The 24,768-nt window shown below is 70.8% G+C and carries 22 protein-coding genes; 11 read left to right on the forward strand and 11 right to left on the reverse strand.

The window, feature by feature from the left end:
• Window positions 1-243: 243 nt before the first annotated feature.
• On the reverse strand, window positions 244-600 hold the full coding sequence (locus ACIPC1_RS01300) for a HesB/IscA family protein (RefSeq protein ID WP_402512264.1): 357 nt from the start codon (window positions 598-600) through the stop codon (window positions 244-246).
• A gap of 299 nt (window positions 601-899) precedes the next feature.
• Between ACIPC1_RS01300 and nadA the strand changes: the two genes are divergently transcribed.
• Window positions 900-2,096, forward strand: coding sequence for a quinolinate synthase NadA (gene nadA, locus ACIPC1_RS01305; protein ID WP_402512266.1), 1,197 nt, complete (start codon window positions 900-902; stop codon window positions 2,094-2,096).
• 65 nt (window positions 2,097-2,161) lie between these two features.
• On the opposite strand, the gene ACIPC1_RS01310 is transcribed toward nadA, so the two are convergent.
• The 6 genes from ACIPC1_RS01310 to ACIPC1_RS01335 all read right to left on the reverse strand — a co-directional run bounded on the left by ACIPC1_RS01310 (window position 2,162) and on the right by ACIPC1_RS01335 (window position 7,997).
• Entirely contained in the window at window positions 2,162-2,983 is an 822-nt protein-coding gene (locus ACIPC1_RS01310) for an NPP1 family protein (protein WP_402512268.1), read from the reverse strand.
• Window positions 2,984-3,103: 120 nt separating this feature from the next.
• The gene (locus ACIPC1_RS01315; RefSeq protein ID WP_402512269.1) at window positions 3,104-4,219 is read right to left on the reverse strand and encodes a glycoside hydrolase family 19 protein; all 1,116 of its coding nucleotides are present in this window, start codon (window positions 4,217-4,219) and stop codon (window positions 3,104-3,106) included.
• Window positions 4,220-4,708: 489 nt separating this feature from the next.
• Complete coding sequence (locus ACIPC1_RS01320; protein WP_384391732.1) at window positions 4,709-5,392, reverse strand: response regulator; 684 nt, start codon at window positions 5,390-5,392, stop codon at window positions 4,709-4,711.
• Complete coding sequence (locus ACIPC1_RS01325) at window positions 5,389-6,612, reverse strand: sensor histidine kinase (RefSeq protein ID WP_402512271.1); 1,224 nt, start codon at window positions 6,610-6,612, stop codon at window positions 5,389-5,391. Before ACIPC1_RS01325 ends, ACIPC1_RS01320 begins: the two co-directional genes overlap by 4 nt.
• Before the next feature lie 260 nt (window positions 6,613-6,872).
• A complete protein-coding gene (locus ACIPC1_RS01330) occupies window positions 6,873-7,151 on the reverse strand; it encodes a hypothetical protein (protein ID WP_384391737.1) in 279 nt (92 codons plus the stop codon).
• A 54-nt stretch (window positions 7,152-7,205) separates the two neighbouring features.
• Window positions 7,206-7,997 carry a PspA/IM30 family protein gene (locus tag ACIPC1_RS01335; RefSeq protein ID WP_402513342.1) on the reverse strand — a complete coding sequence of 264 codons (792 nt, stop codon included), beginning with the start codon at window positions 7,995-7,997 and terminating at the stop codon, window positions 7,206-7,208.
• A gap of 309 nt (window positions 7,998-8,306) precedes the next feature.
• On the opposite strand from ACIPC1_RS01335, the gene ACIPC1_RS01340 reads away from it, so the two are divergent.
• The 3 genes from ACIPC1_RS01340 to ACIPC1_RS01350 all read left to right on the forward strand — a co-directional run bounded on the left by ACIPC1_RS01340 (window position 8,307) and on the right by ACIPC1_RS01350 (window position 10,945).
• Entirely contained in the window at window positions 8,307-8,933 is a 627-nt protein-coding gene (locus ACIPC1_RS01340; RefSeq protein WP_402512273.1) for a DUF3043 domain-containing protein, read from the forward strand.
• An 83-nt stretch (window positions 8,934-9,016) separates the two neighbouring features.
• A complete protein-coding gene (locus ACIPC1_RS01345) occupies window positions 9,017-9,718 on the forward strand; it encodes a class I SAM-dependent methyltransferase (protein ID WP_384391776.1) in 702 nt (233 codons plus the stop codon).
• A 198-nt stretch (window positions 9,719-9,916) separates the two neighbouring features.
• Window positions 9,917-10,945, forward strand: coding sequence for a S1C family serine protease (locus ACIPC1_RS01350; protein ID WP_402513344.1), 1,029 nt, complete (start codon window positions 9,917-9,919; stop codon window positions 10,943-10,945).
• A 124-nt stretch (window positions 10,946-11,069) separates the two neighbouring features.
• Here the strand turns inward: ACIPC1_RS01350 and ACIPC1_RS01355 are convergent, their stop codons facing one another.
• Window positions 11,070-11,285, reverse strand: coding sequence for a hypothetical protein (locus ACIPC1_RS01355; RefSeq protein WP_266826299.1), 216 nt, complete (start codon window positions 11,283-11,285; stop codon window positions 11,070-11,072).
• A gap of 113 nt (window positions 11,286-11,398) precedes the next feature.
• Between ACIPC1_RS01355 and ACIPC1_RS01360 the strand changes: the two genes are divergently transcribed.
• Window positions 11,399-12,601, forward strand: coding sequence for a bifunctional adenosylcobinamide kinase/adenosylcobinamide-phosphate guanylyltransferase (locus tag ACIPC1_RS01360; RefSeq protein ID WP_402512276.1), 1,203 nt, complete (start codon window positions 11,399-11,401; stop codon window positions 12,599-12,601).
• 7 nt (window positions 12,602-12,608) lie between these two features.
• Here the strand turns inward: ACIPC1_RS01360 and ACIPC1_RS01365 are convergent, their stop codons facing one another.
• The gene (locus tag ACIPC1_RS01365; protein WP_402512278.1) at window positions 12,609-13,688 is read right to left on the reverse strand and encodes a class I SAM-dependent methyltransferase; all 1,080 of its coding nucleotides are present in this window, start codon (window positions 13,686-13,688) and stop codon (window positions 12,609-12,611) included.
• 155 nt (window positions 13,689-13,843) lie between these two features.
• Here ACIPC1_RS01365 and cobT point away from each other — a divergent pair, with 155 nt between their 5' ends.
• Both cobT and ACIPC1_RS01375 read left to right on the forward strand, forming a co-directional pair.
• Window positions 13,844-14,998 carry a nicotinate-nucleotide--dimethylbenzimidazole phosphoribosyltransferase gene (cobT, locus tag ACIPC1_RS01370; protein ID WP_402512280.1) on the forward strand — a complete coding sequence of 385 codons (1,155 nt, stop codon included), beginning with the start codon at window positions 13,844-13,846 and terminating at the stop codon, window positions 14,996-14,998.
• Between the two features lie 157 nt (window positions 14,999-15,155).
• Complete coding sequence (locus ACIPC1_RS01375) at window positions 15,156-16,943, forward strand: phosphatidylglycerol lysyltransferase domain-containing protein (protein ID WP_402512282.1); 1,788 nt, start codon at window positions 15,156-15,158, stop codon at window positions 16,941-16,943.
• A gap of 29 nt (window positions 16,944-16,972) precedes the next feature.
• Here ACIPC1_RS01375 and ACIPC1_RS01380 read toward each other — a convergent pair whose 3' ends face one another.
• Window positions 16,973-17,719 carry a hypothetical protein gene (locus ACIPC1_RS01380; protein WP_402512283.1) on the reverse strand — a complete coding sequence of 249 codons (747 nt, stop codon included), beginning with the start codon at window positions 17,717-17,719 and terminating at the stop codon, window positions 16,973-16,975.
• Window positions 17,720-17,790: 71 nt separating this feature from the next.
• Here ACIPC1_RS01380 and ACIPC1_RS01385 point away from each other — a divergent pair, with 71 nt between their 5' ends.
• From ACIPC1_RS01385 to sucB, 4 genes are all read left to right on the forward strand, one after another.
• Window positions 17,791-18,573, forward strand: a complete 783-nt coding sequence (locus ACIPC1_RS01385) for an adenosylcobinamide-GDP ribazoletransferase (RefSeq protein ID WP_402512285.1) — start codon at window positions 17,791-17,793, stop codon at window positions 18,571-18,573.
• Between the two features lie 253 nt (window positions 18,574-18,826).
• Window positions 18,827-20,359, forward strand: a complete 1,533-nt coding sequence (locus ACIPC1_RS01390) for a leucyl aminopeptidase (RefSeq protein ID WP_402512286.1) — start codon at window positions 18,827-18,829, stop codon at window positions 20,357-20,359.
• A gap of 264 nt (window positions 20,360-20,623) precedes the next feature.
• Window positions 20,624-22,012 (forward strand): dihydrolipoyl dehydrogenase, encoded by a 1,389-nt coding sequence (gene lpdA, locus ACIPC1_RS01395; RefSeq protein ID WP_402512288.1) that lies wholly within the window; start codon window positions 20,624-20,626, stop codon window positions 22,010-22,012.
• A 106-nt stretch (window positions 22,013-22,118) separates the two neighbouring features.
• Complete coding sequence (sucB, locus tag ACIPC1_RS01400; RefSeq protein WP_402512290.1) at window positions 22,119-23,924, forward strand: 2-oxoglutarate dehydrogenase, E2 component, dihydrolipoamide succinyltransferase; 1,806 nt, start codon at window positions 22,119-22,121, stop codon at window positions 23,922-23,924.
• A 75-nt stretch (window positions 23,925-23,999) separates the two neighbouring features.
• Here the strand turns inward: sucB and ACIPC1_RS01405 are convergent, their stop codons facing one another.
• Entirely contained in the window at window positions 24,000-24,665 is a 666-nt protein-coding gene (locus tag ACIPC1_RS01405; RefSeq protein WP_402512291.1) for a hypothetical protein, read from the reverse strand.
• Window positions 24,666-24,768: the final 103 nt, after the last annotated feature.

The raw sequence follows: 24,768 nt of genomic DNA on the forward strand, positions 1-24,768 counted from the left end.
GCTGCCGAGCCGCCACCGCCCCGAACGCGGCCCTGATAGGCACAGGCGGCGCCGTGTCGAGGGACCGCGGATGCGCGAAAGGCGGCGCCCCTGTCGGAGGCAGCCGGAGGTACACGAAGGCGGCGCCCCCATCGGAGGCAGCCGGAGGTACGCGAAGGCGGCGTCCCCATCGGAGGGGGGCGCCGCCTTCTTACGCGTGTACGCAGCGGCCGGCCGGGCGCTCAGCCGCCGAGGTCGCGCGGCTTAGCTGAAGGAGTCGCCGCAGGCGCAGGAGCCCGTCGCGTTCGGGTTGTCGATCGTGAAGCCCTGCTTCTCGATGGTGTCCACGAAGTCGATGGACGCGCCGCCCAGGTACGGGGCGCTCATGCGGTCGGTGACGACCTTGACGCCGCCGAAGTCCTTGACGACATCGCCGTCGAGGGAGCGCTCGTCGAAGAAGAGCTGGTAGCGCAGGCCGGAGCAGCCGCCGGGCTGAACAGCGACGCGCAGCGCCAGGTCTTCGCGGCCTTCCTGGTCGAGCAGGGCCTTGACCTTGCCCGCGGCCGACTCGGACAGGATGATGCCGTCGTTCACGGTGGTGGTCTCGTCCGATACGGACATCTGCTTCTCTCCCGGGTTGTTCGGAGACTGCTTGCCGACATTCCAACCGGCGGGGCCTCGGATTCATTCCGGGCCGAGCGCTTGTCTTCTGCCTTCTCTCTTCATGCTCGCACATGGGCCGGGACACGGACAGCGGCCTGTGGACAACCTCTCCGGGATTCACGTCACATCGACACTATGGCAGTCGTCAAAGTGACGTGAAGCAGTTATGATAGATAACGTCAATTCGACGAAAAGGCATGTTGCGCTGGATCGCCCCCGCGATCCGAGCGAGCCGCAGAACAGAAAGGGTTGGTGTCGTGACCACCGCCCAGACCCAGGAACTCGACGTACAGCCGACGCCCCTCGCCCTGCTGCTGCTCGGCCGTGAGGCCGACACGCGGAGCGAGCGCGGCGTCGAGTGCCCCGGCGATCTGCCCTCGCCGTCCGACCCTGACCTGGTGGAACGCGCCCGCGCGGCCAAGGAGAAGCTCGGGGACAAGGTCTTTGTCCTCGGCCACCACTACCAGCGCGACGAGGTCATCCAGTTCGCGGACGTCACGGGTGACTCCTTCAAGCTGGCCCGGGACGCCGCTGCGCGCCCCGAGGCCGAGTACATCGTGTTCTGCGGTGTGCACTTCATGGCGGAGTCCGCGGACATCCTGACGGGCGACGACCAGAAGGTCGTCCTGCCCGACCTCGCCGCGGGCTGCTCGATGGCCGACATGGCCACCGCCGAACAGGTCGCCGAGTGCTGGGACGTGCTGACCGAGGCCGGGATAGCCGAGCAGGTCGTGCCCGTCTCGTACATGAACTCCTCCGCGGACATCAAGGCGTTCACCGGCAAGCACGGCGGCACGATCTGCACCTCGTCCAACGCCCAGCGCGCCCTGGAGTGGGCCTTCGAACAGGGGGAGCCCTCAACGACAAAGGTGCTCTTCCTGCCGGACCAGCACCTGGGCCGCAACACCGCCGTCAGGGACATGGGGATGTCCCTGGAGGACTGCGTCCTCTACAACCCGCACAAGCCGAACGGCGGCCTCACCGCCGAGCAGCTGCGCGACGCGAAGATGATCCTGTGGCGGGGCCACTGCTCCGTGCACGGCCGCTTCTCGGTCGACTCGGTCAACGACGTACGTGAGCGGATCCCCGGGGTGAACGTCCTGGTGCACCCCGAGTGCAAGCACGAGGTCGTCTCGGCGGCGGACTACGTGGGCTCCACGGAGTACATCATCAAGGCCCTGGAGGCGGCTCCGGCCGGCTCCAAGTGGGCCATCGGCACGGAGCTGAATCTCGTACGGCGGCTGGCGAACCGTTTCGCGAGCGAGGACAAGGAGATCGTCTTCCTCGACAAGACGGTCTGCTTCTGCTCGACCATGAACCGCATCGATCTGCCCCACCTGGTGTGGACCCTGGAGTCCCTGGCGGAGGGCAACCTCGTCAACCGCATCGAGGTGGACCGGGAGACCGAGCAGTTCGCCAAGCTGGCGCTGGAGCGGATGCTGGCGCTGCCGTAGTCCGTAGGACTGTGGGGAGAGGGGTAAGGGGCGCCGGCCATTGCCGGTGCCCCTTACCCAATGCCCTAGTAGTAGCAGAGGTCCCGCGAGACCTGCGTGGGGTCGCTGCTCGCGCTGCCCCAGTTGTACTCGTCGAACTTGTTGGCTATCGCGCTGCCCTCCTGGACGACCACGTACGAGGTGTTGTCACCCGCGTAGTCGTCGTTGCGGAACTCGTTGTCGGTGGTCTGCGACAGGTAGTCCGTCAGACCGCCCTGGTTGTTGAACATCGCGTGCTTGCCCCAGCCGACGTAGACACTGGGCCGCTCCTTGCCGTAGCCCCAGCTGTCGGCATTGAGGTCGGTCGACTCGACCTTGCTCCAGTCGGCCAGCACCCGGTGGTTGCCGTGCGTGCTGAGCAGGACGGTGGAGCGGGTCCACTTGTTGTCGCCCGCGTACTTCCAGGTGGTCACCGCGTGCTCGAAGTCGTACGCGTGGCCGATGCCGCCGGTGAAGCCGTCCTTGGGGAAGAACAGCGTGTAGATGACCCGCACCTCGTCGCTGCCGCAGGTCTTGACCGTGGTGTACGTCGGGAAGTACGAGCCCGTCGCGGCGCAGCCGTAGTCGGCGTCCGGCCACGGCTTCAGCTCGGCGGAGGGGGCCTGCTGGTCACCGTTGACGAAAGCGCTCGACGGCCAGCAGGTGTCGTTGCCGACGGCACGGGCGAACTGCCAGTCGGGCGCTCCCGCGGCGATGAAGTCGTTGAGGTTGCCCTTCCACTCCAGCGGCTCGTTCGCGCTGGCGGTGGGGGCGGAGGCGAAGGTGCCGAGCACGGCGAGAGCCAGGGCGCCGAGGATCGTGCGGCGTGAGCGGACGGCGGTGCCGAGGGGTCCGCGAGGGGCGTTCATGACGGTCCTTAGATCGGGGGGAACCGGACTGCAGCAGCGGTCGGACAAGGGGGTAACGCCGGCTCGCCACCGCCGCGAGGTGCGGCGGTGGCGAGCGAGGTCACGCGGGGAAGGGAGCCGTCAGCAGTAGAGGTTGGCTCCGGCCGAGACGCCGAGGATGCCGACGAAGCGGTTGTAGGCGTCGACGCGGCTCTGGACCTGCGCGGGGTTCTTCCCGTCGCACTCCAGCGAGCCGTTGATGCTGCGGATGGTCTGGCCGAAGCCCGCACCGTTGACCATGGCGTTGTGGGGGGTCATGGTGCCGGGGCCGCTCTGGGTGTTCCAGTACCAGAGGCCGGTCTTCCAGGCCACGGCGGCGTCGTTCTGCACGAGCCAGGGGTTGCCCAGCAGGTCGATGCCGAGCGCGTCACCGGCGGCCTTGTAGTTGAAGTTCCAGCTGAGCTGGATCGGACCACGGCCGTAGTACGCGGACTGACCGGCCGGGCAGCCGTAGGACTGGCCCCAGTCACAGTAGTTCGGGTAGTTCGCGGTGTTCTGCTCGACGATGTAGTAGAGCCCGCCGGTCTCGTGGTTCACGTTGGCGAGGAAGGCCGCGGCCTCCTGCTTCTTCACCGTGTCGCTGCCCGTGTTGGCGAAGGCCGGGTAGGCGCTCAGCGCGGCGACCAGACCGCTGTAGGTGTAGAAGGAGTTCCGGCTCGGGAACATCTGGTTGAACTGCGCCTCGGTGACGACGAATCCACTCGGGGTGGTGCCGCCGCCGGTGGCCGGAGCCGACCACTTCTGGTTCGCGGCACCGGTGCAGGTCCAGATCTGCAGCCGGGTGGCGTTGGCCGAGCTGTTGCCGACGACGTCGAGGCACTTGTTCGCCGCGGGGTTGACGATGTCCTGCGCGGCCGACACGACCCACTGCTGGTTGGCACCGCCGACGCAGTCCCAGAGGTGGATCAGCGCGCCGTCGGCGGTCGAGTTGTTCGAGACGTCCAGACACTTGCCGAGCGCCCGGATCGTGCCGTCGGAGCCGACGGTCCACTGCTGGGCGGCGGTGCCGTTGCAGTCGTAGATCTGCACCGCGGTGCCGTTGGTGCTCGAAGCACCCGCCACGTCGATGCACTTGCCCGCCAGACCGCTGATCTGGCCGGTGGCGGCCGCGGCGGGAGACGCGGGCAGCACGCTCAGCAGACCCACGAGGAGGGAGCCGACGGCGGCGGAGGCCACACGCCTCCATCTGAACTTCATGCCCATGTCATACCTTTCGCCGTTTTGCACTGAAGTGGGGAGCCGAAAGAGGGGGTTGCACCTTCGCAGGGCCTTCACCGCTTGTTTTAAGGTGTGAATGAAACCGCGTCAAGGTGTTGGTATGGACCAATTAAAGAACGGTATCTGAACAGGCAGCGGAATGACCAACGGCCCCCGTCCCGAGGCAAGTTGCTTCGCCGACCTGATGACGATGTCCCGCTCGGTGACGTCCAGGGTCGCCGCGGCGCAAGCAGGCAATCCGGTTGTGTGACTTTCAGTCGTGTCCTGAGTGGGACAGCGCCGTTGTACGAGACGGCGCCCCTGAACCGGGACAGCCACAGACAGGGGTGTACGCGGCACGAGCGGGCCACCTCGTACACGCACGTGGGGCCCGCCCTGCGCCCTCGACCGTGTGCGGGGGCGGCCCGTCGCCCTCAGTTCCTAATCCTTTCGCGGCGCCGCTCCAGGCGCCGCGCGCGTAGGTGGAGTTCAGTCCACCCTCGGCCGTACCAGCCCCGACTCGTAAGCAATCACGACCAGTTGAGCCCGGTCGCGCGCGCCCAGCTTGGCCATGGCCCGGTTGACGTGTGTCTTCACCGTCAGCGGGCTGACCTCCAGCCGCTCGGCGATCTCGTCGTTCGAGTGCCCGCCCGCGACCTGCACGAGCACCTCGCGCTCGCGCCCGGTGAGCGCGCCGAGCCGCTCGGCGCGGGCCGGGTCACGGTCGTCGTCCAGGCCGTCGCCCTGCGCGAGGAACTTGGCGATCAGTCCCTTGGTCGCCGCCGGGGACAGCAGCGCCTCGCCGCCCGCCGCGATCCTGATCGCGGCCAGCAACTCCTCCGGCTCGGCCCCCTTGCCGAGGAACCCGGACGCACCGGCACGCAGCGACTGCACCACGTACTCGTCGACCTCGAACGTCGTCAGCATCACGACCCGTACGTGCGCGAGCCCCGGATCGGCGGAGATCAGCCGGGTGGCGGCCAGCCCGTCGGTTCCCGGCATCCGGATGTCCATCAGCACGACATCGGCCCGCTCCTGCCGCACCAGGCGGACGGCCTCCGCGCCGTCGGACGCCTCGCCGACCACCTCCATGTCGGACTCGGAGTCGACGAGCACCCGGAAGGCGCTGCGCAGCAACGCCTGGTCGTCGGCGAGCAGGACACGGATGGTCATGCGGAGCTCCCCAGGGCAGGCGTGCGGTTCTTGACCGGAAGGATCGCATGGACCCGGAAGCCGCCTCCGTAGCGGGGACCTGCCGTGCATCTCCCGCCGAGCGCGGTGACCCGCTCCCGCATCCCGAGCAGTCCGTGCCCGCCGCCCTCCTCCGGCGCGTGCTCGGCGGACTGCCCGGGCCCGTTGTCGAGGACGGTCACCTCCACATTCGGTCCGACGCGTACGACGCTGACCTCGGCCTTCGCCTCCGGGCCCGCGTGCTTCTGCACATTGGTCAGGGCCTCCTGAATGACGCGGTACGCGGCGAGGTCCACGGCGGCGGGCAGGTTGGTGCCCTGGTCGCGGGCCACCTCGACCGGGAGGCCCGCGTTGCGGAAGGTGTCGGCGAGTTCGTCGAGGCGGCCGAGGCCCGGGGCGGGCTCGGTGGGCGCCTCCGGGTCGCCGGTCTGCCTCAACAGGCCTACGGTGGCGCGGAGTTCGTTGAGGGCGGAGCGGCTGGCCTCGCGTACGTGCGCGAGCGCCTCCTTGGCCTGGTCGGGCCGCTTGTCCATCACGTGGGCGGCGACTCCGGCCTGCACGTTGACCAGGGCGATGTGGTGCGCGACGACATCGTGCAGATCGCGGGCGATCCGCAGCCGCTCCTCCGCCACGCGGCGGCGGGCCTCTTCCTCCCTGGTCCGTTCCGCGCGTTCGGCGCGTTCCCTTATGGCGTCCACGAAGGCGCGGCGGCTGCGTACGGCGTCGCCCGCGGCGGCCGCCATGCCGGTCCAGGCGAAGATGCCCAGGTTCTCCTGGGCGTACCAGGGCAGCGGGCCCGCGAGCATCGCCGCCCCCGTGAGCACGGTCATCGTGAGCAGGCCCACGCGCCAGGCCGTGTGGCGGTCGGTGGCCGAGGCCACCGTGAAGAGGGCCACGACGGCGCACATCGTCACCGGGGCCCTGGGGTCGCCGACCACCAGCTCCACGAGGGAGACGGCGCTCGTCGCGGCGAGGACGGGGATGGGTGCGCGGCGGCGGAGGATCAGGGCAGCCGCACCGAGCACCATCAGCGTGAGGCCGAGGGCGTTCGGGGTGCGGGTGAGCCAGGTCGCGCCGTTCTCGGCGTGCGGGTCGACGAAGGAGCCGGCCAGCATGCAGATGAGGACGCCGGCGGCGAGCGTGGCGTCCACGGGGAGGGGGTGGGCGCGGGCTCTGCACATGGTCCGCTCTAGCGTGCTCACCCGTTCACGGTACGGGGCGCGTGCGCGGCTCGGAACGGTGGTAGCCGGTATCCCCCGGCCCGGGGGTGGGGCTGGGGGCATTTCTTCGCCCCCTCCGCCCCTACCCGTCCCGTTCCTGGGGGCTGCCGCCCCCAGACCCCCGCTGTCGGCCTGAACGGCCTCGTCCTCAAACGCCGGACGGGCTGGAAGATTCAGCCCCGGGGCAGCGCCCCCCTGGCGGGGTCTGGGACGGAGGGGGCGAAGAGCGTCCGCTCCAGCCGTCAGCCGGGGATCAAGCCCTCGTCGCTCAGCATTTCGCGGACCTGTTCGAGGGTCGCGTCCGGGGAGGGGAGGATCAGTTCGGACGGTTGGAGGGCGTCGTCGGGGAGGGGGGCGCCGAGGCGGCGGACCTCCTCCAGGAGGGCACCCAGGGTGCGGCGGAAGCCGGGCTCGTCGCCGCTCTCGATCTCGGCGAGCAGCTCGTCGTCCAGCTTGTTCAGTTCGGTGAGGTGACTGTCATCCAGCCTCACCTGCCCCTCCCCCATGATCCGTACGATCATGTCGCCCTCCTAAGGCGTGGGTTACCGCTCGTTACCACCTGTCACTGCTTGTCGCTACTTGTCGAAGCGAGGGGTGTCCTGCGGCTGGGACTGCGACTGCCCCTGACCCGTGCCGCCCTCGATCGCCGGCTTCGCCGCGGAGCCACCGGCCAGCTCGGCCTTCATGCGCTGTAGCTCCAGCTCTACATCCGTACCACCGGAGAGCCGGTCCAGCTCGGTCTGGATGTCGTCCTTCGCCAGCCCGGAGGAGTCCTCGAGCGCACCGGAGGCGAGCAGCTCGTCGATCGCGCCGGCGCGCGCCTGGAGTTGCGCGGTCTTGTCCTCGGCACGCTGGATCGCCATGCCGACGTCGCCCATCTCCTCGGAGATGCCGGAGAAGGCCTCCCCGATCCGGGTCTGCGCCTGGGCGGCGGTGTACGTGGCCTTGATGGTCTCCTTCTTGGTGCGGAAGGCGTCCACCTTGGCCTGGAGGCGCTGCGCCGCAAGAGTGAGCTTCTCCTCCTCGCCCTGGAGGGTGGTGTGCTGCGTGTCCAGGTCGGTGACCTGCTGCTGGAGCGAGGCCCGGCGCGACAGCGCCTCGCGGGCCAGGTCCTCCCGGCCGAGCGCGAGCGCCTTGCGGCCCTGGTCCTCCAGCTTGGTCGACTGGTTCTGGAGCTGGTTCAGCTGCAGTTCCAGGCGCTTGCGGCTGGTCGCCACATCGGCGACACCGCGGCGCACCTTCTGAAGCAGCTCCAGCTGCTTCTGGTACGAGTAATCGAGGGTTTCGCGCGGGTCCTCGGCCCGGTCAAGGGCCTTGTTCGCCTTCGCGCGGAAGATCATCCCCATACGCTTCATGACACCGCTCATGGGCTTCGCGCGCCCCCTTCTGACGGACTCCAGCTCCAGGTACTGCAACAGAACCCACAGTACGGGCCCTGCATCCATTACCGCACTGTTCGGGGACGGATGCGCTCATCCCCAAGGACGACTGCGAACGGCACCGCTCCGGCGTAGGGAGTAGGTGGCCCTCGGGGTCCCCCAGGGGTTCCCGGGGAACACCTGGGGAATTCCTGCGGGCCCGCCCGGCGAAACCATGCGCAACGTCCCCTCTGTCCCAGTACTTTCCCAGTACAGACGTACGGTGTTGCCGGATCGTTCCCCGGTCGGATGACGTCCATGCGCGCACACCGCGTACCCTTGGGTTTTGTGTTTCGTAGCCGCGCCAAGGAAGAGAAGGCCACCGCCGACAAGGCGGGCGTGACCGACTCCAAGCAGACCCGTGATCCGCAGGCCCCCAAGGGCCGCCCCACGCCCAAGCGCAGTGAGGCCCAGACCCAGCGTCGTAGCGTCGCCAACACGCCGACGACGCGCAAGGAGGCGTCCAAGCGGCAGCGCGACGACCGTCGCTCCGCGATGGAGCGGCAGCGCGCGGCGCTGGCCAGCGGTGACGAGCGCTATCTGCCCGCCCGTGACAAGGGGCCGGTGCGGAAGTTCGCCCGCGACTTCGTGGACTCGCGGTTCTGTATCGCGGAGTTCTTCCTGCCGCTCGCCGTCGTCATCCTCGTGCTGAGCATGGTGCGGGTGGGCTCGCTGCAGAACATCGCGCTGCTGCTGTGGCTCGTGGTCATCCTGATGATCGTGGTCGACTCGGTCGGGATCGCGATCCGTCTGAAGAAGCAGCTGAACACCCGCTACCCCGACCTGCCCAAGAAGGGCGCGGTCCCCTACGCGCTGATGCGCACCCTCCAGATGCGTCGACTCCGGCTGCCGAAGCCGCAGGTCAAGCGCGGAGAGCGGCCCTGAGCACGGCTTCTTTCTCCGGGGGCGCGGTGGATGCCTGGCTCAACAAGCTCGGCGGACTGCGCGATGTCGTACGACAGGAGCTGGTGGCCCGGCAGCTCGACGAGCAGATAGCCGGGCGGTTTCCCGTCGGGCAGCGGCTGCGGGTGCTCGACGTCGGGATGGGCCAGGGCACCCAGGCGCTGCGGCTGGCCCGGGCCGGGCACCAGGTGACAGGGCTCGAACAGGACGCGAGGATGCTCGCGGTGGCCCGGGAGGCACTGGCCACCGAGCCCGAGGGCATCCAGGGGCGGGTACGCCTCATCGAGGGCGACGGACGCGAGACCGGTGTCCACTTCCTGCCGGGAAGCTTCGACGTGGTGCTGTGCCACGGCGTACTGATGTACGTCCAGGAGCCTGATCCACTGCTGGCGGGCCTCGCGCGAATGCTGGCCCCTGGCGGGCTGCTCTCGCTGCTCGTACGGAACGCCGACGCGCTGGCCCTGCGGCCCGGGCTGTCCGGGGACTGGGCCGCGGCGCTGACGGCCTTCGACACCACCGCGTACACGAACCGGCTCGGTCTCGCCGTGCGCGCCGACCGGCTCTCGACGCTGACCTCGACCCTCGCCGGGATCGGTGCGCCCCTGCACGCCTGGTACGGCGTGCGGGTCTTCACGGACACCGCGGCCGACGGGGATCCCGTCCCCGCGGACCTGGACAGTCTGCTGACCGCCGAGGAACGGGCCGGGCGGACCGATCCGTACCGTCAGGTGGCGGCGTTGCTGCACCTGTGCGGAGTGCGGGGCTGACGACCGACCCGTTCGGGTGCGCACCGCAGGTCGGGCCAAGCCCCCCAAAGGGACACTTCGGTCATGGAGCCTTCCCGTAACCGTGCCCGTACTCGTGCTCGTACTCGTACTCGTACTCGTACTCGTGCTCGTACTCGTGCTCGTACTCGTACTCGTGCTCGTACTCGTGCTCGTACTCGTGCTCGTCTGTACGTCCCCCTGACCGTGCTCGCCTGCTCCGCCGCGCTGCTCTCCGGCTGTTCCTCCGGTTCCGGGGCCTCACCCGCGAAGGACGGCACGACGACGCAGGCGGCCCCGGCCGCGGCCGGTGACCTCCAGGACGAATACCTGAAGGTGATCAAGGACGTGCTGCCGTCGGTGGTGCAGATCCAGGCCAGCAGTGATCTGGGGTCCGGGGTGGTGTACGACAACAACGGGCACATCGTCACCAACGCGCACGTGGTCGGCGACGAGAAGACGTTCAAGGTCACGACCGCGAACAGCGAGGACGAGCAGACGGCGACGCTCGTGTACGCCTACCCGGAGCAGGATCTCGCCGTCATCAAGCTGGACAAGGTGCCGGACGGGCTGAAGGCGGCGTCCTTCGGGGACTCCTCGAAGGTCGAGGTCGGCCAGATCGTGCTGGCGATGGGCTCACCGCTCGGGCTGTCGTCCAGCGTGACCCAGGGCATCGTGTCGGCGACCGGACGCACCGTCAGCGAGGGCAGCAGCAGCGGCGGGACCGGCGCGACCATCGCCAACATGGTGCAGACGTCGGCGGCGATCAACCCGGGCAACAGCGGCGGCGCGCTGGTCAATCTCGACGGTCAGGTCATCGGCATCCCCACGCTCGCCGCGACCGACCCCGACCTCGGGGACAGCACGGCGCCCGGTATCGGCTTCGCGATCCCCGCGTCGATGGTGACGAAGGTCGCCGACCAGATCATCAAGGACGGCAAGGTCACCGACTCTGGCCGGGCCGCGCTCGGGATCACGGCCCGTACGGTCGTCGACGACACCCTCCAGGCCGCGGGGGTCGCCGTGGTCGAGGTGAAGGGCGGCGGCGCGGCCGACAAGGCGGGCATCGAACCCGGGGACATCATCACCGGTCTCGGGGGCACCGAGATCACCACGATCACCTCGCTCTCCGAGGCGCTCGCCGCCGAGAAGCCGGGCGCCAAGGCGGCGCTGACGTACACGAGGGGCGGGAGCGAGAAGACGGTGGACGTGACCTTGGGCGAGCAGTAACGAGCAGGAGCGAGCAGCGGAGCGGGAGACACGCGGGATGCCGGAGCGGAACCCCGGCACCCGCCGCCACCGCGGCCCGTCGACGCCGCCGAAGCGGCGCGCGGGCCCGGCGGCCTCGACCGGCCTATGCCTCAGATGCCGCGTGCAGGCTCATCGGCCCGTAGATCTGTGTGCTGTCCTCGAAGAGGAACACCTGTTCCGCGCCGCCCTCCAGGAGCTCCTTCCACACCTCGCCGATCCAGGACTCGGCGTCCCCCTGAGTGGTGAACTCCTCGGGCTGCACCACGGGTTGGACCTCTGTCCCGTCGGCCTTCTCGAACCGCCACGTCCATGCCGCCATGTACGCCTCCCAGATATGAGCACACTGCACAGCGGAAGCCGGACAAGATCCGACTCCTGCCCGAAGCCTAGTCGGACGGGCAAGACCTGCGCGGACACGCGAAAATCATCCCCGTGGAACTGACTCTGCTCGGCACCGGCGCCCCCGCAGGCCTGCCCCGCCCCGACTGCCCCTGCGCGGCCTGCGCGACCGCGCTCGGCGAGCAGGCGCGGGCGGCGACCGCACTGCTCGTGGACGGCACCCTGCTGCTCGACCTCACCCCCGGCGCGGCGTTCGCGGCCGCCCGCGCCGGGCACTCGCTGGGCGGCGTACGACAGGTACTGCTCTCGCACCCGCACGACGGCCCCGCGGTCGAGGTGCCGGCCGGGCTGCCGCAACCCGGCCGGGTGCCCGACGGACGGGAGTTGGCGCTGCTCACCGGGCACCGGGTGCGGGCGGTGCCGATGGACGCGCCCGGGACGGGGTACGCGGTGACCGGACCCGACGGACAGCGGCTGCTGTACCTGCCGCCCGGCGCGGCGCCCGCCGGGCTCGGCCTGAACGGCGACCCGGCGTACGACATGGTGCTCCCCGATGTCGTGGGGCGCCCGGACGCCCTGGCGAAGCTGCGCGCGGTGGGCGCCGTCGGCCCGGCGACGGACGTGATCGCGGTGCATCTCGACCACGACGTGCCGCCGGGCGCCGAGCTGCGGCGGCGCCTCGCGGCGGCGGGTGCGCGGGCCGTGCCGGACGGGTCGACGCTGGACGTGGGCGTCTACGAGGACGTCCCCGACGTGCCGCGCCGCACCCTGGTGCTGGGCGGCGCGCGCTCCGGCAAGTCGGTGGAGGCGGAGCGGCGCCTTGAGGCCTTCCCGGACGTCGTGTACGTCGCCACGGGCGGTTGCCGCAACGGGGACAACGAATGGGCGTCGCGTGTGCACACCCACCGCGAGCGGCGCCCCGGCTCCTGGCGCACCACCGAGACCTGCGACCTCGTCCCCCTCCTGGAGGCGGACGGTCCCCCGCTGCTCATCGACTGCCTGTCCCTGTGGCTGACCGACGCGATGGACTCCGTGAACGCCTGGGACGACGCGGAGTGGTCCGGCGGCGGGGAGCGTGCGCTGCGGGCCCGGGTGGAGGAACTGACGTCCGCCGTACGACGGACGCGCCGCACGGTTGTCGCCGTCTCCAATGAGGTGGGGTCGGGGATCGTGCCGGCCACGGCTTCGGGCCGGCGCTACCGGGACGAACTGGGGCGGTTGAACGCGGGGTTCGGGGCGGAGTGCGAGCACTTGCTGCTGGTGGTGGCGGGGCAGGCGCTCACGCTGCGGGGTTGAGGGCGGCTCATGGCTGTCGCCGGGCGATGATCCGGTACGCGTTGGAGAAGCGGGTGCGGCGGAAGAGTGGGGCGAGCGTGTGGTCCAGGGCGGCGGCCGAGGCCAGGAGGGGGACGGACGCGCGGGTCAGGGCCGTGCGGAGGCGGCGTTGGAGGGCGGTGGGTGGCGCCGGGCGCCAGGGGGCGTCGAGGCCGGGGAGGACGCGGCTGAGGGCCAGGGCGACGGCGCCTGAGAGGTCGTAGGGGATGTGCGGTTCTCGACGGTCCGTCGAGACGATCTCGCAGCCGAGCGATTCGAGCTCCGCCAACAGGTTGGGCAGCGGCATCAGGTGGAGGTGGCGCGGCTGGCCGTAGGACACCCACCACTTGCCGAGGAGCGCGCCGAACGCGCAGTCGGGGTCCGGGACTTCGACGAGGAGGAGCCCGCCGGGGCGCAGCACCGTCAGTGCGGCGCGCAGTTCCTCGCGGGGGTCGGGGGTGTGCTCCAGGTGGTGGAACATGCTGACGACGTCGTAGCGGGCGCGCAGTCGCTCGGCGGTTTCCGGGTCGGTGAGCCGGCCGCGGTGCGCCTCCTCCACCCGCCCGGCGGCCTGCGCCTTCTCGACGCGCCGGGTGGGGTCGAGGCCGTCGAAGGCGGTGTACGGGTGGATCTCCTTGGCCACCGCCGGGAAGTGCCCGTGCCCGGTGCCGACGTCGAGCCAGCTCTCCGGCTCGGGGTGCGGCAGCATCGCGCGGGCGGCGGCGAGGTGGCGTCCGCGTCCGGCGCGGGCGGCGAGGATGCGGTCGGCGAGTCCGCCGGGTGCCTCGGCCTGGAGGTCGGGGTGGTGGTCCCGGTGGTAGAAGGCGACCCCTTCCGCGGTCAGCCGGGGGTTCTGGAAGGCGTGGGCGCAGTCCCCGCACTCGTCGACGACGAAGGTGCCGGGTTTGCGCTGCCGCAGGTCCGGCGTACGGAGTCGGGTGCGCAGCCGCTTCGAGCCGCACCAGGGGCAGTCGTCCCGGCGCGGTTCGTGGAACCGGTCGGTGCCCTGGGCGAGTTCGCTCAGCCAGGCGGCCCGGCGTTCTGCGGTCGACTGCGGGGTGGGGGGCATGAGTGCTCCTGTTGCTCCTGTGGGGGACGACTTGCTCCTGTTGGGGGGCGACGAGCCGCACGACAATACGACATAAAAGGTACGTATTAAAGGGCGATCTCCGGTGCAACGACGTGGCGCGGACGTGTTCGATCGCTGCCGGTACTGTTCGGCGAATGAGCTCGCTTAATCTCGATGACTTCACCGATCTGATCGAGCGCCCCGACGGAGGCGTCCGCCGCGACGCCGAGGCGCGCCGGGAGCGCCAGATCGTGCCGCCGGGGGCACTGGGCCGCCTCGACGACCTGGGTGAGTGGCTGGCGGCGGCGCAGGGCGCGGTGCCGGTACGGCCGATCGAGCACCCGCGTGCGGTGCTGTTCGCGGGCGACCACGGGATCGCCGAACTCGGTGTGTCGGCACGGCCCGCGGGCAGCGCCGACCAGTTGGTGCGGTCGGTCCTCGAAGGTGCGAGCCCGGCGTCGATCCTCGCCCGCCGGCTGGGCGTTCCGGTGCGGGTGGTCGACATGGCGCTGGACACCGCGCCGGAGGGGCTGCCCGACGAGGTCGTACGGCATCGGGTGCGGCGCGGTTCGGGCCGTATCGACGTGGAGGACGCGCTGACGCCGGAGGAGGCCGAGGCGGCGTTCCTCGCGGGGGTCGCCGTCGCGGACGAGGAGGCGGACTCCGGTACGGATCTGGTGGTGCTCGGCGACATCAGCGTCGGCGGGACCACGGCGGCCGCGGTGCTGGTCGCCGCGCTGTGCGGGACCGACGCTTCCGTGGTCACCGGGCGGGGCGGGCAGGCCATCGACGACCTCGCGTGGATGCGCAAGTGCGCCGCCGTGCGGGACGCGCTGCGGCGGGCCCGGCCGGTGCTCGGGGATCAGCTGCAGTTGCTCGCGGCGGTCGGCGGGGCCGATCTCGCGGCGATGACCGGGTTCCTGTTGCAGAGCGCGGTGCGGAAGATGCCGGTGATCCTCGACGGGGTCGTCTCGGCCGCCTGCGCCCTGGTCGGGCAGCGGGTCGCCTTCCGGGCGCCGGACTGGTGGCTGGCGGGTCAGAACAGCGGGGAGCCGGCGCAGGCGAAGGCGCTGGACCGGATGGCGCTGGAGCCCCTGCTCGACCACGGGGTCACGGTCGGCGAGGGCGCGGGTGCGCTTCTCGCGCTCCCCCTCGTCCAGGCGGCGGCCGCGCTGGCCGCAGAGCTTCCGGAGAAGGCGTCGACGGAGGCCGCCGTCCTGGACGAGGCCGCCGTCCTGGAAGAGGGCTCCGGCCAGGAAGAGGGCTCCGGGCAGGGAGGGCTCTCCGGGCAGGAGAAGGAGGCGGAGTAGCCGCGGCAGGGGGTTTTCGCCCCCTCCGCCCCTACCCGTCCCTTCTTACTGGGGCTCCGCCCCAGACCCCGCTCCTCAAGCGCCGGAGGGACTGAATCATTCCCGGGCCGGGGTTGGAAGTCTTCAGCCCGCCCGGCGACCCATATCATCCACTCCCATGGGAGATGCCCGAATTGTCGCCGAGCGGGGGCGGGGAGCGGTCGCCCCGCGAGCCGCCGTCTTCGCGGTCTGGTACTTGCGTGTTGTCGCGTTCGTGAACTTTCTGAGTGCCGTGTGGGTCTCCCTCGGGCAGGACCTGCGACGGCACAACACGGAGAACTACTTCACCCCGTATCTGCTGACGGCGGGGTTCGCGTCCGGCGTCTTCGCGATGTTCCTGGCGGTCACCATGCGGCGCCGCAAGCGGGCCGCGTGGATCCTGAACCTCGTACTCGCCGCACTGTTCCTGCTGCTGTTCGCCTTCGCGCTGGCGTTCCCGGATATCCGGCGGTATCCGCAGAACTGGATCTCGTTCGTCCTGACGGCGGCCTTCGTGGCGTCGCTCGTCGTCGGTCGCCGGGAGTTCTACGCCAAGGGCGACCGGTCCAATCCCGGACTGGCCGCGGCCGTCGGGATCGGTGGGCTGCTGGTCACCTCGCTGCTCGCCGCGCTCCTGGTGACGGTCGCCAACCACGCCCACGACGCGCACCGTTCGACCTTCCTTGACCGCTGGCGCTACGGCCTCCTGCGGCTCGTCTCGGTCGCCGCGGACGACTCGGGTTTCCCCGGGATCACCACACCCAACTGGGTCGACGTCACCATCAACGTGCTCAGCACCCTGCTGATCCTCGCCGTCCTCTACGCCGCCTTCCGCTCCCGCCGCGCCCTCGACCCGCTCACCGAGGACGACGAGCGCCGACTACGGGCGCTGCTCGACCGATACGGCGACCGGGACTCGCTCGGCTACTTCGCCCTGCGCCGCGAGAAGAGCGCGGTCTGGTCGCCGACCGGCAAGGCGGCGGTCGTCTACCGCGTCCTCGGCGGCGTCTCCCTGGCCTCCGGCGACCCCATCGGCGACCCGGAGGCGTGGCCCGGCGCCATCGAGCCCTGGCTCACCGAGGCGCGCGAACACGGCTGGATCCCGGCGGTGATGGGCGCGAGCGAGGAGGCGGGCACCGTCTATGCCCGGCACGGTCTGGACGCTCTCGAACTCGGTGACGAAGCCATCGTGGAGACCGCCGAGTTCACGCTGGACGGACGGGCCATGCGTACCGTCCGGCAGGCCTACAACCGGGTCGGGCGCGCCGGGTACGAGGTGCGCGTCCGGCGTCACCAGGACATCCCGGCCGACGAGATGGCGTACCTGCTGAAGCGCGCGGACGACTGGCGCGACGGGGCCACCGAGCGCGGGTTCAGCATGGCCCTGGGGCGGCTCGGCGACCCGGACGACGGGCGGTGCGTGATGCTCGAATGCAGGGACAGCCGCGCTGGGGAAGGTGCCGGTGAGTTGAGAGCCGTGCTCTCCTTCGTGCCATGGGGGCCCCACGGGCTCTCCCTCGACCTCATGCGGCGCGACCGCGACGCCGAGAACGGGCTGATGGAGTTCATGGTGATCGAACTCCTCGGCCGTGCCCAGGAAATCGGAATCACCCAGGTCTCACTCAACTTCGCCATGTTCCGCTCGGTCTTCGAGCGTGGTGCGCGCCTCGGCGCGGGACCGGTGCTGCGGCTGTGGCGCTCGCTGCTCAGCTTCTTCTCCCGCTGGTGGCAGATCGAGTCGCTGTACCGCGCGAACGCCAAGTACCGGCCCATCTGGGAGCCTCGGTTCCTGCTCTTCGAGAAGAGCGCGGACCTGCCGCGCATCGCTGTCGCCGCCGCACGCGCCGAGGGTTTCCTGGAGGCGCCGGGCCTGCCGAAGTGGCTGCACCGCAGGCACCTGGAATCGCGCAGACGGCGTACGGCGTAGGCGTAGTCCAGGGCCCGGGCCGCTGTACGTCAGCGCAGCTCGGGGTCCGGTTTGCCGCCGACCCAGTCCTGGAGCCTGCGGCGGGGGCCCGCCCAGCGGCGGTCGTGGTGGTAGGCGCGCAGGGTGGATCTGGCCCGGGCGCGCGGCCGGCGCCGGTAGAAGCGCTTGGCCCAGGCCGAGCCGGGGCGGGCCAACCGGACCGCGCCGACGATGGCGACGAACGGGACGACGACGCCGAAGATCGCCAGCCGGGCCTTGCCCTTGCCCAGAGCGAGCAGCGCGAAGGCGAAGTTCACCAGAACACTCAGGATCACGCCGCCCCGGTCCTGGAGTTCCTGCTGACTGAGGTCGTTGACGCCGAACGGCAGGAAACCCCCGAGCGCCAGGCCGACGAGGGCCGCCGTGACCACGACGACCTCGACGCTCTTGCGCCCCTCCTCGGTCCAGTAGACGTCGTCGAGGTGCAGGATCAGCGCGAACTCGTCCAGCACCAGGCCCGCACCCATCCCGAACACCACGGCGAACGCGGCCGCGCCGAAGCCGTGCCGACTGCTGGCCACCGACCCGAAACCACCGATCACCGTGAGCACGACACCCGGAACGACGTGGTGGATGTGCACACCGCCCGCCTTCACGTTGCCGAACGGGCCCTTGCCCGCCCGGATCAGCCGGACGATGACCCGGGTGATCACAAAGGTCAGCACGAACGAGGCGAGTGCCAGCAGAAGCGGCAGCTTTCCGGGCTCGACGATGTTCCGGTGCAACCAATGACCCATATTGCGCACTTTATCCATGGCCGTCGCCCACCGCCGCAGGCGCTGCCCGTACGGCCGGATAACCTGCGCCGGTGTCCAGGACCTCCCTCTCCGACAGCCTGCGCTTCGCCTTCGGCACCCTCACCGTGCTCCCCGTGACGGTGACCCGCTGGGACCGCGGGGCCGCGCGCGGCGGGATGCTCTGCGCACCCCTGGCCGGGCTCGTCGTCGGGGCGGGCGCGGCCCTGGTGGGCGTGGCGCTGCTCGCGATGGGCGCGGGCCCGCTGCTTGCCGCCGTGGCCACCGCCGCCGTACCGGCAGCCCTCACCCGCGGTCTGCACCTGGACGGGCTCGCCGACACCGCGGACGGCCTCGGCAGCGGCAAACCCGCCGAGGACGCGCTGCGGATCATGAAGCAGTCGGACATCGGCCCGTTCGGCGTGATCACCCTGCTCTTCGCACTGCTGGCCCAGGTGGCCGCGCTCTTCCAGGCGTACGACGCCTCCTGGGCCCGGGGCGCGCTCGCGGCCGTCGTCTCGGCGACCGCGGCCCGCCTCGCCCTCACCCTGGCCGCCCGAACCGGAGTCCTGCCGGCCCGCCCGGAGGGCCTGGGCGCTGCGGTCGCGGGCACGGTGCCGCTGCGCGGGGCCCTGCTGGTGACGGCCGCCGTCACCGTCGCCGCGGCCGGTGCGGGGGCGCTCCTCGGGACGTACGACCTCGTGCGCACCGCACTCGCGGTGCTCGCCGCCTGCGCCGCCGCCGAACTGCTGCTGCGCCACTGCACGCGCCGCTTCGGCGGGATCACGGGCGACGTCTTCGGCGCCCTCGCCGAGACGGCGGCGACGACGGCGCTCGTGATGCTCTCACTGGGGTGAGCCCCATGACCGACACGGACAGTGCGGCCGAAATCACCCGGAGCGAGCGGTGGGAGATCTGCATCGTCGCCGCCCCGCGGTGAGCACCCGCCGGTATGAGCGGGACCCGGCCCCGAGCGTAGGCTCGGCCCTGGCACTTGCCCTGCCCCGGTGAGGCCCGCCCTCAGGGCCGGATCCAGGGTCGATTGCCGGGCCCGGTCGACCCACCCTCATTCGGCCGCAGCAATTTCAACGGAAGCGAGATTTCACCACCGTGACTGCTCTCACTCTCAGCACCGCCGCAGCGTCCGGTCTGCGGGCCGACGCCATCGTCGTCGGTGTCGCGAAGGGCCCCGCATCCAAGTCAGGGGGACTGGTCGTCGCACCGGGCGCCGAGGCCGTGGACAAGGCGTACGACGGCGGGCTCGCCGGCATCCTGGAGACTCTCGGTGCCTCAGGGGCCGAGGGCGAGGTGACGAAACTGCCCGCGCCCTCCGGTTTCAAGGCCCCGGTCGTCCTGGCCGTCGGCCTGGGAGCGGTCCCGGAGCAGGACGACACCTACGACGCCGAGGTGCTGCGCCGCGCGGCCGGTGCCGCCGCCCGCGCCCTCGCCGGTGCCAAGAAGGCCGCGTTCGCCCTGCCGATCGCGGACCCCGCCGACGCCGGTGCCGTCGCCGAGGGCGCCCGCCTCGGCGCGTACGCCTTCGACGCGTACAAGGAAACCGGCAACGGCGCCAAGAACGGCAAGGCCCCGCTCGCCGAGGTCGCCCTCATCGGCGGCAAGCCCCGTGACGCGGCGTACAAGGCCGCGATCGCGCGCGCCACCGCCGTGACCGAGGAGCTCAACCGCGCCCGCGACCTCATCAACACCCCGCCGAACGACCTCAACCCCGAGTCCTTCGCCGCCGTCGTCAGCGCGGCCGGCAAGGAGCACGGCATCAAGGTGCAGGTGCTCGACGAGAAGGCGCTCGAAAAGGGCGGCTACGGCGGCATCCTCGGCGTCGGCAAGGGCTCGGCCGCCGGTCCCCGCCTGGTGAAGCTGTCGTACACCTCCGCCAAGGCCACCAAGCACCTCGCCTTCGTCGGCAAGGGCATCACCTACGACTCGGGCGGCATCTCCCTCAAGCCCGCCGGGCACAACGAGACGATGAAGTGCGACATGAGCGGTGCGGCGGCGGTCTTCGCGGCCGTGGTCGCCGCCGCGCGCCTGGGTCTTGAGGTCAACGTCACCGGCTGGCTCGCACTGGCCGAGAACATGCCCTCCGGTACCGCGACCCGCCCCGGTGACGTGCTGCGCATGTACAGCGGCAAGACCGTCGAGGTCCTCAACACGGACGCCGAGGGCCGTCTCGTCCTCGCCGACGCGCTGTGGAAGGCGTCCGAGGAGAAGCCGGACGCGATCGTCGACGTGGCGACGCTGACGGGAGCGATGGTGCTGGCGCTCGGCAACCGTACGTTCGGCGTGATGGCGAACGACGACGCGTTCCGTGCCTCGATCGTGGAGGCCGCGGAGGAGGTCGGCGAGGAGTCCTGGCCGATGCCGCTGCCCGAGCACCTGCGCAAGGGGATGGACTCGCCCACCGCCGACATCGCCAACATGGGTGAGCGGATGGGTGGCGGCCTGGTGGCCGGTCTCTTCCTGCGCGAGTTCGTCGGCGAGGGGATCACCTGGGCGCACCTGGACATCGCGGGTCCCGCCTTCAACGAGTCCGGTCCCTTCGGCTACACCCCCAAGGGCGGTACGGGGTCGGCGGTGCGGACGCTGGTGCGTCTTGCCGAGCTGACCGCGGCGGGCGATCTCGGCTAGGTCGGTGGCATGAAAGGCAGCCCCGGGGTGACAAGTCACCCCGGGGCCGTTTTGTCCCCTTGACGAACCCTTGGCGACCCCTTGGTGAGCCAGGTGGGACGTGTCACACACCGGCCCGGCGTCTCGCTCGCCCCCGACAAGTGCGAAGATGGGTTCTCGGCAGGACAGGGCCCCCACCACAGGGCCGGAGAAAGAGCGGCCGGACACCAGCCGCCGCGCGGTCACAGTTGACCGGCGTACGGCGCACAGCATGGAGGACGTGACGTGGCGAACGACGCCAGCACCGTTTTCGACCTAGTGATTCTCGGTGGCGGTAGCGGCGGTTACGCCGCGGCGCTGCGCGGAGCTCAGCTGGGCCTGGACGTCGCCCTGATCGAGAAGGGCAAGGTCGGCGGTACCTGCCTGCACAATGGCTGCATCCCCACCAAGGCACTGCTGCACGCGGGTGAGATCGCCGACCAGGCCCGCGAGAGCGGGCAGTTCGGCGTCAAGGCCACCTTCGAGGGCATCGACATCGAGGCCGTCCACAAGTACAAGGACGGGGTCATCGCGGGCCTGTACAAGGGTCTGCAGGGGCTGATCGCCTCCCGCAAGGTGACGTACATCGAGGGTGCGGGCCGCCTCTCCTCGCCGACCTCGGTCGACGTGAACGGCCAGCGCATCCAGGGCCGCCACGTGCTTCTGGCGACCGGCTCCGTGCCGAAGTCGCTGCCGGGCCTGGAGATCGACGGCAACCGCATCATCTCTTCCGACCACGCGCTGGTCCTGGACCGCGTCCCGCAGTCCGCGATCGTGCTCGGCGGCGGTGTCATCGGTGTCGAGTTCGCCTCCGCCTGGAAGTCCTTCGGCACCGACGTGACGGTGATCGAGGGCCTCAAGCACCTCGTCCCGGTCGAGGACGAGAACTCCTCCAAGCTTCTTGAGCGCGCGTTCCGCAAGCGTGGCATCAAGTTCAACCTGGGCACGTTCTTCTCCAAGGCCGAGTACACCGCGAACGGCGTCAAGGTCACCCTCGCCGACGGCAAGGAGTTCGAGGCCGAGCTGCTGCTCGTCGCCGTCGGCCGCGGTCCGGTCTCGGCCGGTCTGGGCTACGAGGAGCAGGGCGTCGCGCTGGACCGCGGCTACGTCCTGGTCGACGAGTACATGCGCACGAACGTCCCGACCATCTCCGCCGTCGGTGACCTGGTCCCGACGCTCCAGCTCGCGCACGTCGGCTTCGCCGAGGGCATCCTGGTGGCAGAGCGGCTGGCCGGACTCAAGACCGTTCCGATCGACTACGACGGTGTCCCCCGGGTGACGTACTGCCACCCGGAGGTCGCCTCCGTGGGTATCACCGAGGCCAAGGCCAAGGAGATCTACGGCGCGGACAAGGTCGTCGCTCTGAAGTACAACCTTGCGGGCAACGGCAAGAGCAAGATCCTGAACACCTCGGGCGAGATCAAGCTCGTCCAGGTGAAGGACGGTGCGGTGGTCGGTGTCCACATGGTCGGTGACCGTATGGGCGAGCAGGTCGGCGAAGCCCAGCTGATCTACAACTGGGAGGCGCTGCCCTCCGAGGTCGCGCAGCTCATCCACGCGCACCCGACGCAGAGCGAGGCGCTCGGCGAGGCCCACCTGGCCCTCGCGGGCAAGCCGCTGCACTCGCACGACTGACCGGCCCCGGCTGTACATCAGTCACCGGCCGTACGTCAGTCACCGCGTCGCACCTGGGCGCGACGACCACAGACTTCCGCACCATCGTTAAGGAGCAACAGAAACCATGGCGGTTTCCGTAACCCTTCCGGCGCTCGGCGAGAGCGTCACCGAGGGCACAGTCACCCGCTGGCTGAAGGCCGAGGGCGAGCGCGTCGAGGCCGACGAGCCGCTGCTGGAGGTGTCGACCGACAAGGTCGACACCGAGATCCCCTCGCCCGTCGCCGGTGTGCTCGCCTCCATCAAGGTCGCCGAGGACGAGACGGTGGAGGTCGGCGCCGAGCTGGCCGTCATCGACGACGGCACGGGTGCGCCCGCCGCCGCCCCTGCTCCGGCCGCGGAGCCCGCTCCCGCGGCCGCTCCGGCCCCTGTCGCCGAGGCCCCCGCGGCTCCGGCCGCCCCCGCCCCGGCTCCCACCGCTGCCCCTGCCGCTCCGGCAGGTGGCGCCTCCGGTACCGACGTCGTACTGCCCGCACTGGGCGAGTCGGTCACCGAGGGCACCGTCACCCGCTGGCTGAAGGAGGTCGGCGAGGAGGTCGCGGAGGACGAGCCGCTGCTCGAGGTCTCCACGGACAAGGTCGACACCGAGATCCCGTCGCCGGTCGCCGGCGTGCTGCTGGAGATCGTGGTCGGCGAGGACGAGACCGCCGAGGTCGGCGCCAGGCTGGCCGTCGTCGGCGCTCCCGGCTCGGCTCCGGCCGCGGCTGCCCCGGCGGCCCCGGCCGCTCCGGCCGCCGCTGCCCCGGCCGCCCCCGCGGCTCCCGCGCCGACTCCGGCCGCGCCTGCGGCCCCGGTCGCTGCCGCTCCGGCTCCGGCTCCGGCTCCGGCTCCGGCTCCGGTCCAGCCCGTCGCACCGGCTCCCGCGAAGGCCGCGCCCGCGCCCGCCCCTGTCACTCCGGCCCCGGCACCCGCCGCGACCTCCGGTGACGACGGCGCGTACGTGACCCCGCTGGTGCGCAAGCTCGCCGCCGAGAACGGCGTCGACCTGGCCACCGTCAAGGGCACCGGCGTCGGCGGCCGTATCCGCAAGCAGGACGTCATCGCCGCCGCCGAGGCCGCGAAGAAGGCCGCCGCCGCTCCGGCTCCGGCTGCTGCCGCCCCGGCTGCTGCCACCGCCTCCGCCAAGAAGACGCCGACCCTGGAGGTCTCCCCCCTCCGCGGGCAGACCGTCAAGATGCCCCGCATCCGCAAGGTCATCGGCGACAACATGGTGAAGGCCCTGCACGAGCAGGCCCAGCTGTCCTCGGTCGTCGAGGTCGACGTCACCCGCCTGATGAGGCTCCGCGGGAAGGCGAAGGACTCCTTCGCGGCCCGCGAGGGTGTCAAGCTCTCCCCGATGCCGTTCTACGTCAAGGCGGCGGCCCAGGCGCTGAAGGCCCACCCGGCCGTCAACGCCCGGATCAACGTCGAAGAGGGCACGATCACCTACTTCGACACCGAGAACGTCGGTATCGCGGTGGACTCCGAGAAGGGCCTGATGACCCCGGTCATCAAGCACGCGGGCGACCTGAACATCGCCGGTATCGCCAAGGCCACCGCCGAGCTCGCGGGCAAGGTCCGGGCGAACAAGATCACCCCGGACGAGCTGTCCGGCGCGACCTTCACCATCTCCAACACCGGCTCGCGCGGCGCGCTCTTCGACACGATCATCGTGCCGCCGAACCAGGTCGCGATCCTGGGCATCGGTGCCACGGTCAAGCGTCCGGCCGTCATCGAGACGGAAGAGGGCACCGTCATCGGCGTCCGCGACATGACGTACCTGACGCTCTCCTACGACCACCGTCTGGTGGACGGCGCCGACGCGGCCCGTTACCTGACCGCGGTCAAGGCGATCCTGGAAGCGGGCGAGTTCGAGGTCGAGCTCGGCCTGTAACCCCACCGCTGGTGCGATGCCCCCGTCCGGAACTCCGGCGGGGGCATCGCGTTGCCAGGGCCTGTCCGACAATCCCTAGCGCCGCTTGAGCGTCTTGTCCGACCAGCCCCACAGCGTCTCCACCCACACGTTCGGGATGGACAGCTTCGCCGCCCGCGTCAGCCGCTGCGTCCGGTACGCATGGAGGACGTCGTAGGTGGCGTCGAGGCAGTCCCACGAGCTGAGCTTGCCGGTCCTGGGGTCCTGGCCGACGAGGAAGCCGCGCTCCTCGACCTTGCGGACCATGGCCCGGGCGGCCGGCACATCGCTGCTCCCGGAACCGGTGCAGCGGTAGCGGCTGTACGGGTGCTCCGACCTGCCGGGGTAGTGCGCGTCCCGGGACATGTCGCTGAGCATGCGGGCGTACGTGCCCTCCGCGTGCCAGGCGCCGATGTCGCCGCCGGGCGGCGTATAGAGCTTGCCGGACGGGTTCTCCACCGCGCCGTAGACCCAGCGGTTCGTGCCGGTGATCCGGAAGCCCCAGCCGACGTGCCCGAGCTTCTGCGCGCCGTCGGGCTTGACGAAGACGCACGCGCCGCCGGAACTCGTGCGCTGCTGCTGCCCCGCCATCGCGACGACGGTCTCCGTACCGCCGCTCGGCTCCGCCACGGCCCCCGTGGCCGTCTGCCCGCATCCCGACATGCTCGCCACCAGCCCTGCCGCCACTGCCGTCATCGCCCAGCGAAGCCCGCGCTCGTTCATGGTCATCCCCCTGCCGTGCCCAGGGGTGCCCTTGGCAGCGACCCCCGTGCCGACCCCCACGCCGTGCGGGCCCCGCGGGTTCACGGGGTGACAAGGACGTGAC

It is taken from the genome of Streptomyces sp. NPDC087263 (assembly GCF_044744645.1).
Lineage (GTDB): Bacteria > Actinomycetota > Actinomycetes > Streptomycetales > Streptomycetaceae > Streptomyces.

Bases quoted from the DNA above. Each gene is read 5' to 3' on its own strand.
- sucB (WP_402512290.1), top strand. From the start codon at position 22,119: ATGGCGGTTTCCGTAACCCTTCCGGCGCTCGGCGAGAGCGTCACCGAG.
- ACIPC1_RS01405 (WP_402512291.1), bottom strand. From the start codon at position 24,665: ATGAACGAGCGCGGGCTTCGCTGGGCGATGACGGCAGTGGCGGCAGGG.
- ACIPC1_RS01355 (WP_266826299.1), bottom strand. From the start codon at position 11,285: ATGGCGGCATGGACGTGGCGGTTCGAGAAGGCCGACGGGACAGAGGTC.
- ACIPC1_RS01375 (WP_402512282.1), top strand. From the start codon at position 15,156: ATGGGAGATGCCCGAATTGTCGCCGAGCGGGGGCGGGGAGCGGTCGCC.
- ACIPC1_RS01315 (WP_402512269.1), bottom strand. From the start codon at position 4,219: ATGAAGTTCAGATGGAGGCGTGTGGCCTCCGCCGCCGTCGGCTCCCTC.
- ACIPC1_RS01330 (WP_384391737.1), bottom strand. From the start codon at position 7,151: ATGATCGTACGGATCATGGGGGAGGGGCAGGTGAGGCTGGATGACAGT.
- ACIPC1_RS01335 (WP_402513342.1), bottom strand. From the start codon at position 7,997: ATGAGCGGTGTCATGAAGCGTATGGGGATGATCTTCCGCGCGAAGGCG.
- ACIPC1_RS01310 (WP_402512268.1), bottom strand. From the start codon at position 2,983: ATGAACGCCCCTCGCGGACCCCTCGGCACCGCCGTCCGCTCACGCCGC.
- ACIPC1_RS01300 (WP_402512264.1), bottom strand. From the start codon at position 600: ATGTCCGTATCGGACGAGACCACCACCGTGAACGACGGCATCATCCTG.
- ACIPC1_RS01380 (WP_402512283.1), bottom strand. From the start codon at position 17,719: ATGGGTCATTGGTTGCACCGGAACATCGTCGAGCCCGGAAAGCTGCCG.
- cobT (WP_402512280.1), top strand. From the start codon at position 13,844: ATGAGCTCGCTTAATCTCGATGACTTCACCGATCTGATCGAGCGCCCC.
- ACIPC1_RS01340 (WP_402512273.1), top strand. From the start codon at position 8,307: ATGCGCGCACACCGCGTACCCTTGGGTTTTGTGTTTCGTAGCCGCGCC.
- ACIPC1_RS01320 (WP_384391732.1), bottom strand. From the start codon at position 5,392: ATGACCATCCGTGTCCTGCTCGCCGACGACCAGGCGTTGCTGCGCAGC.
- ACIPC1_RS01365 (WP_402512278.1), bottom strand. From the start codon at position 13,688: ATGCCCCCCACCCCGCAGTCGACCGCAGAACGCCGGGCCGCCTGGCTG.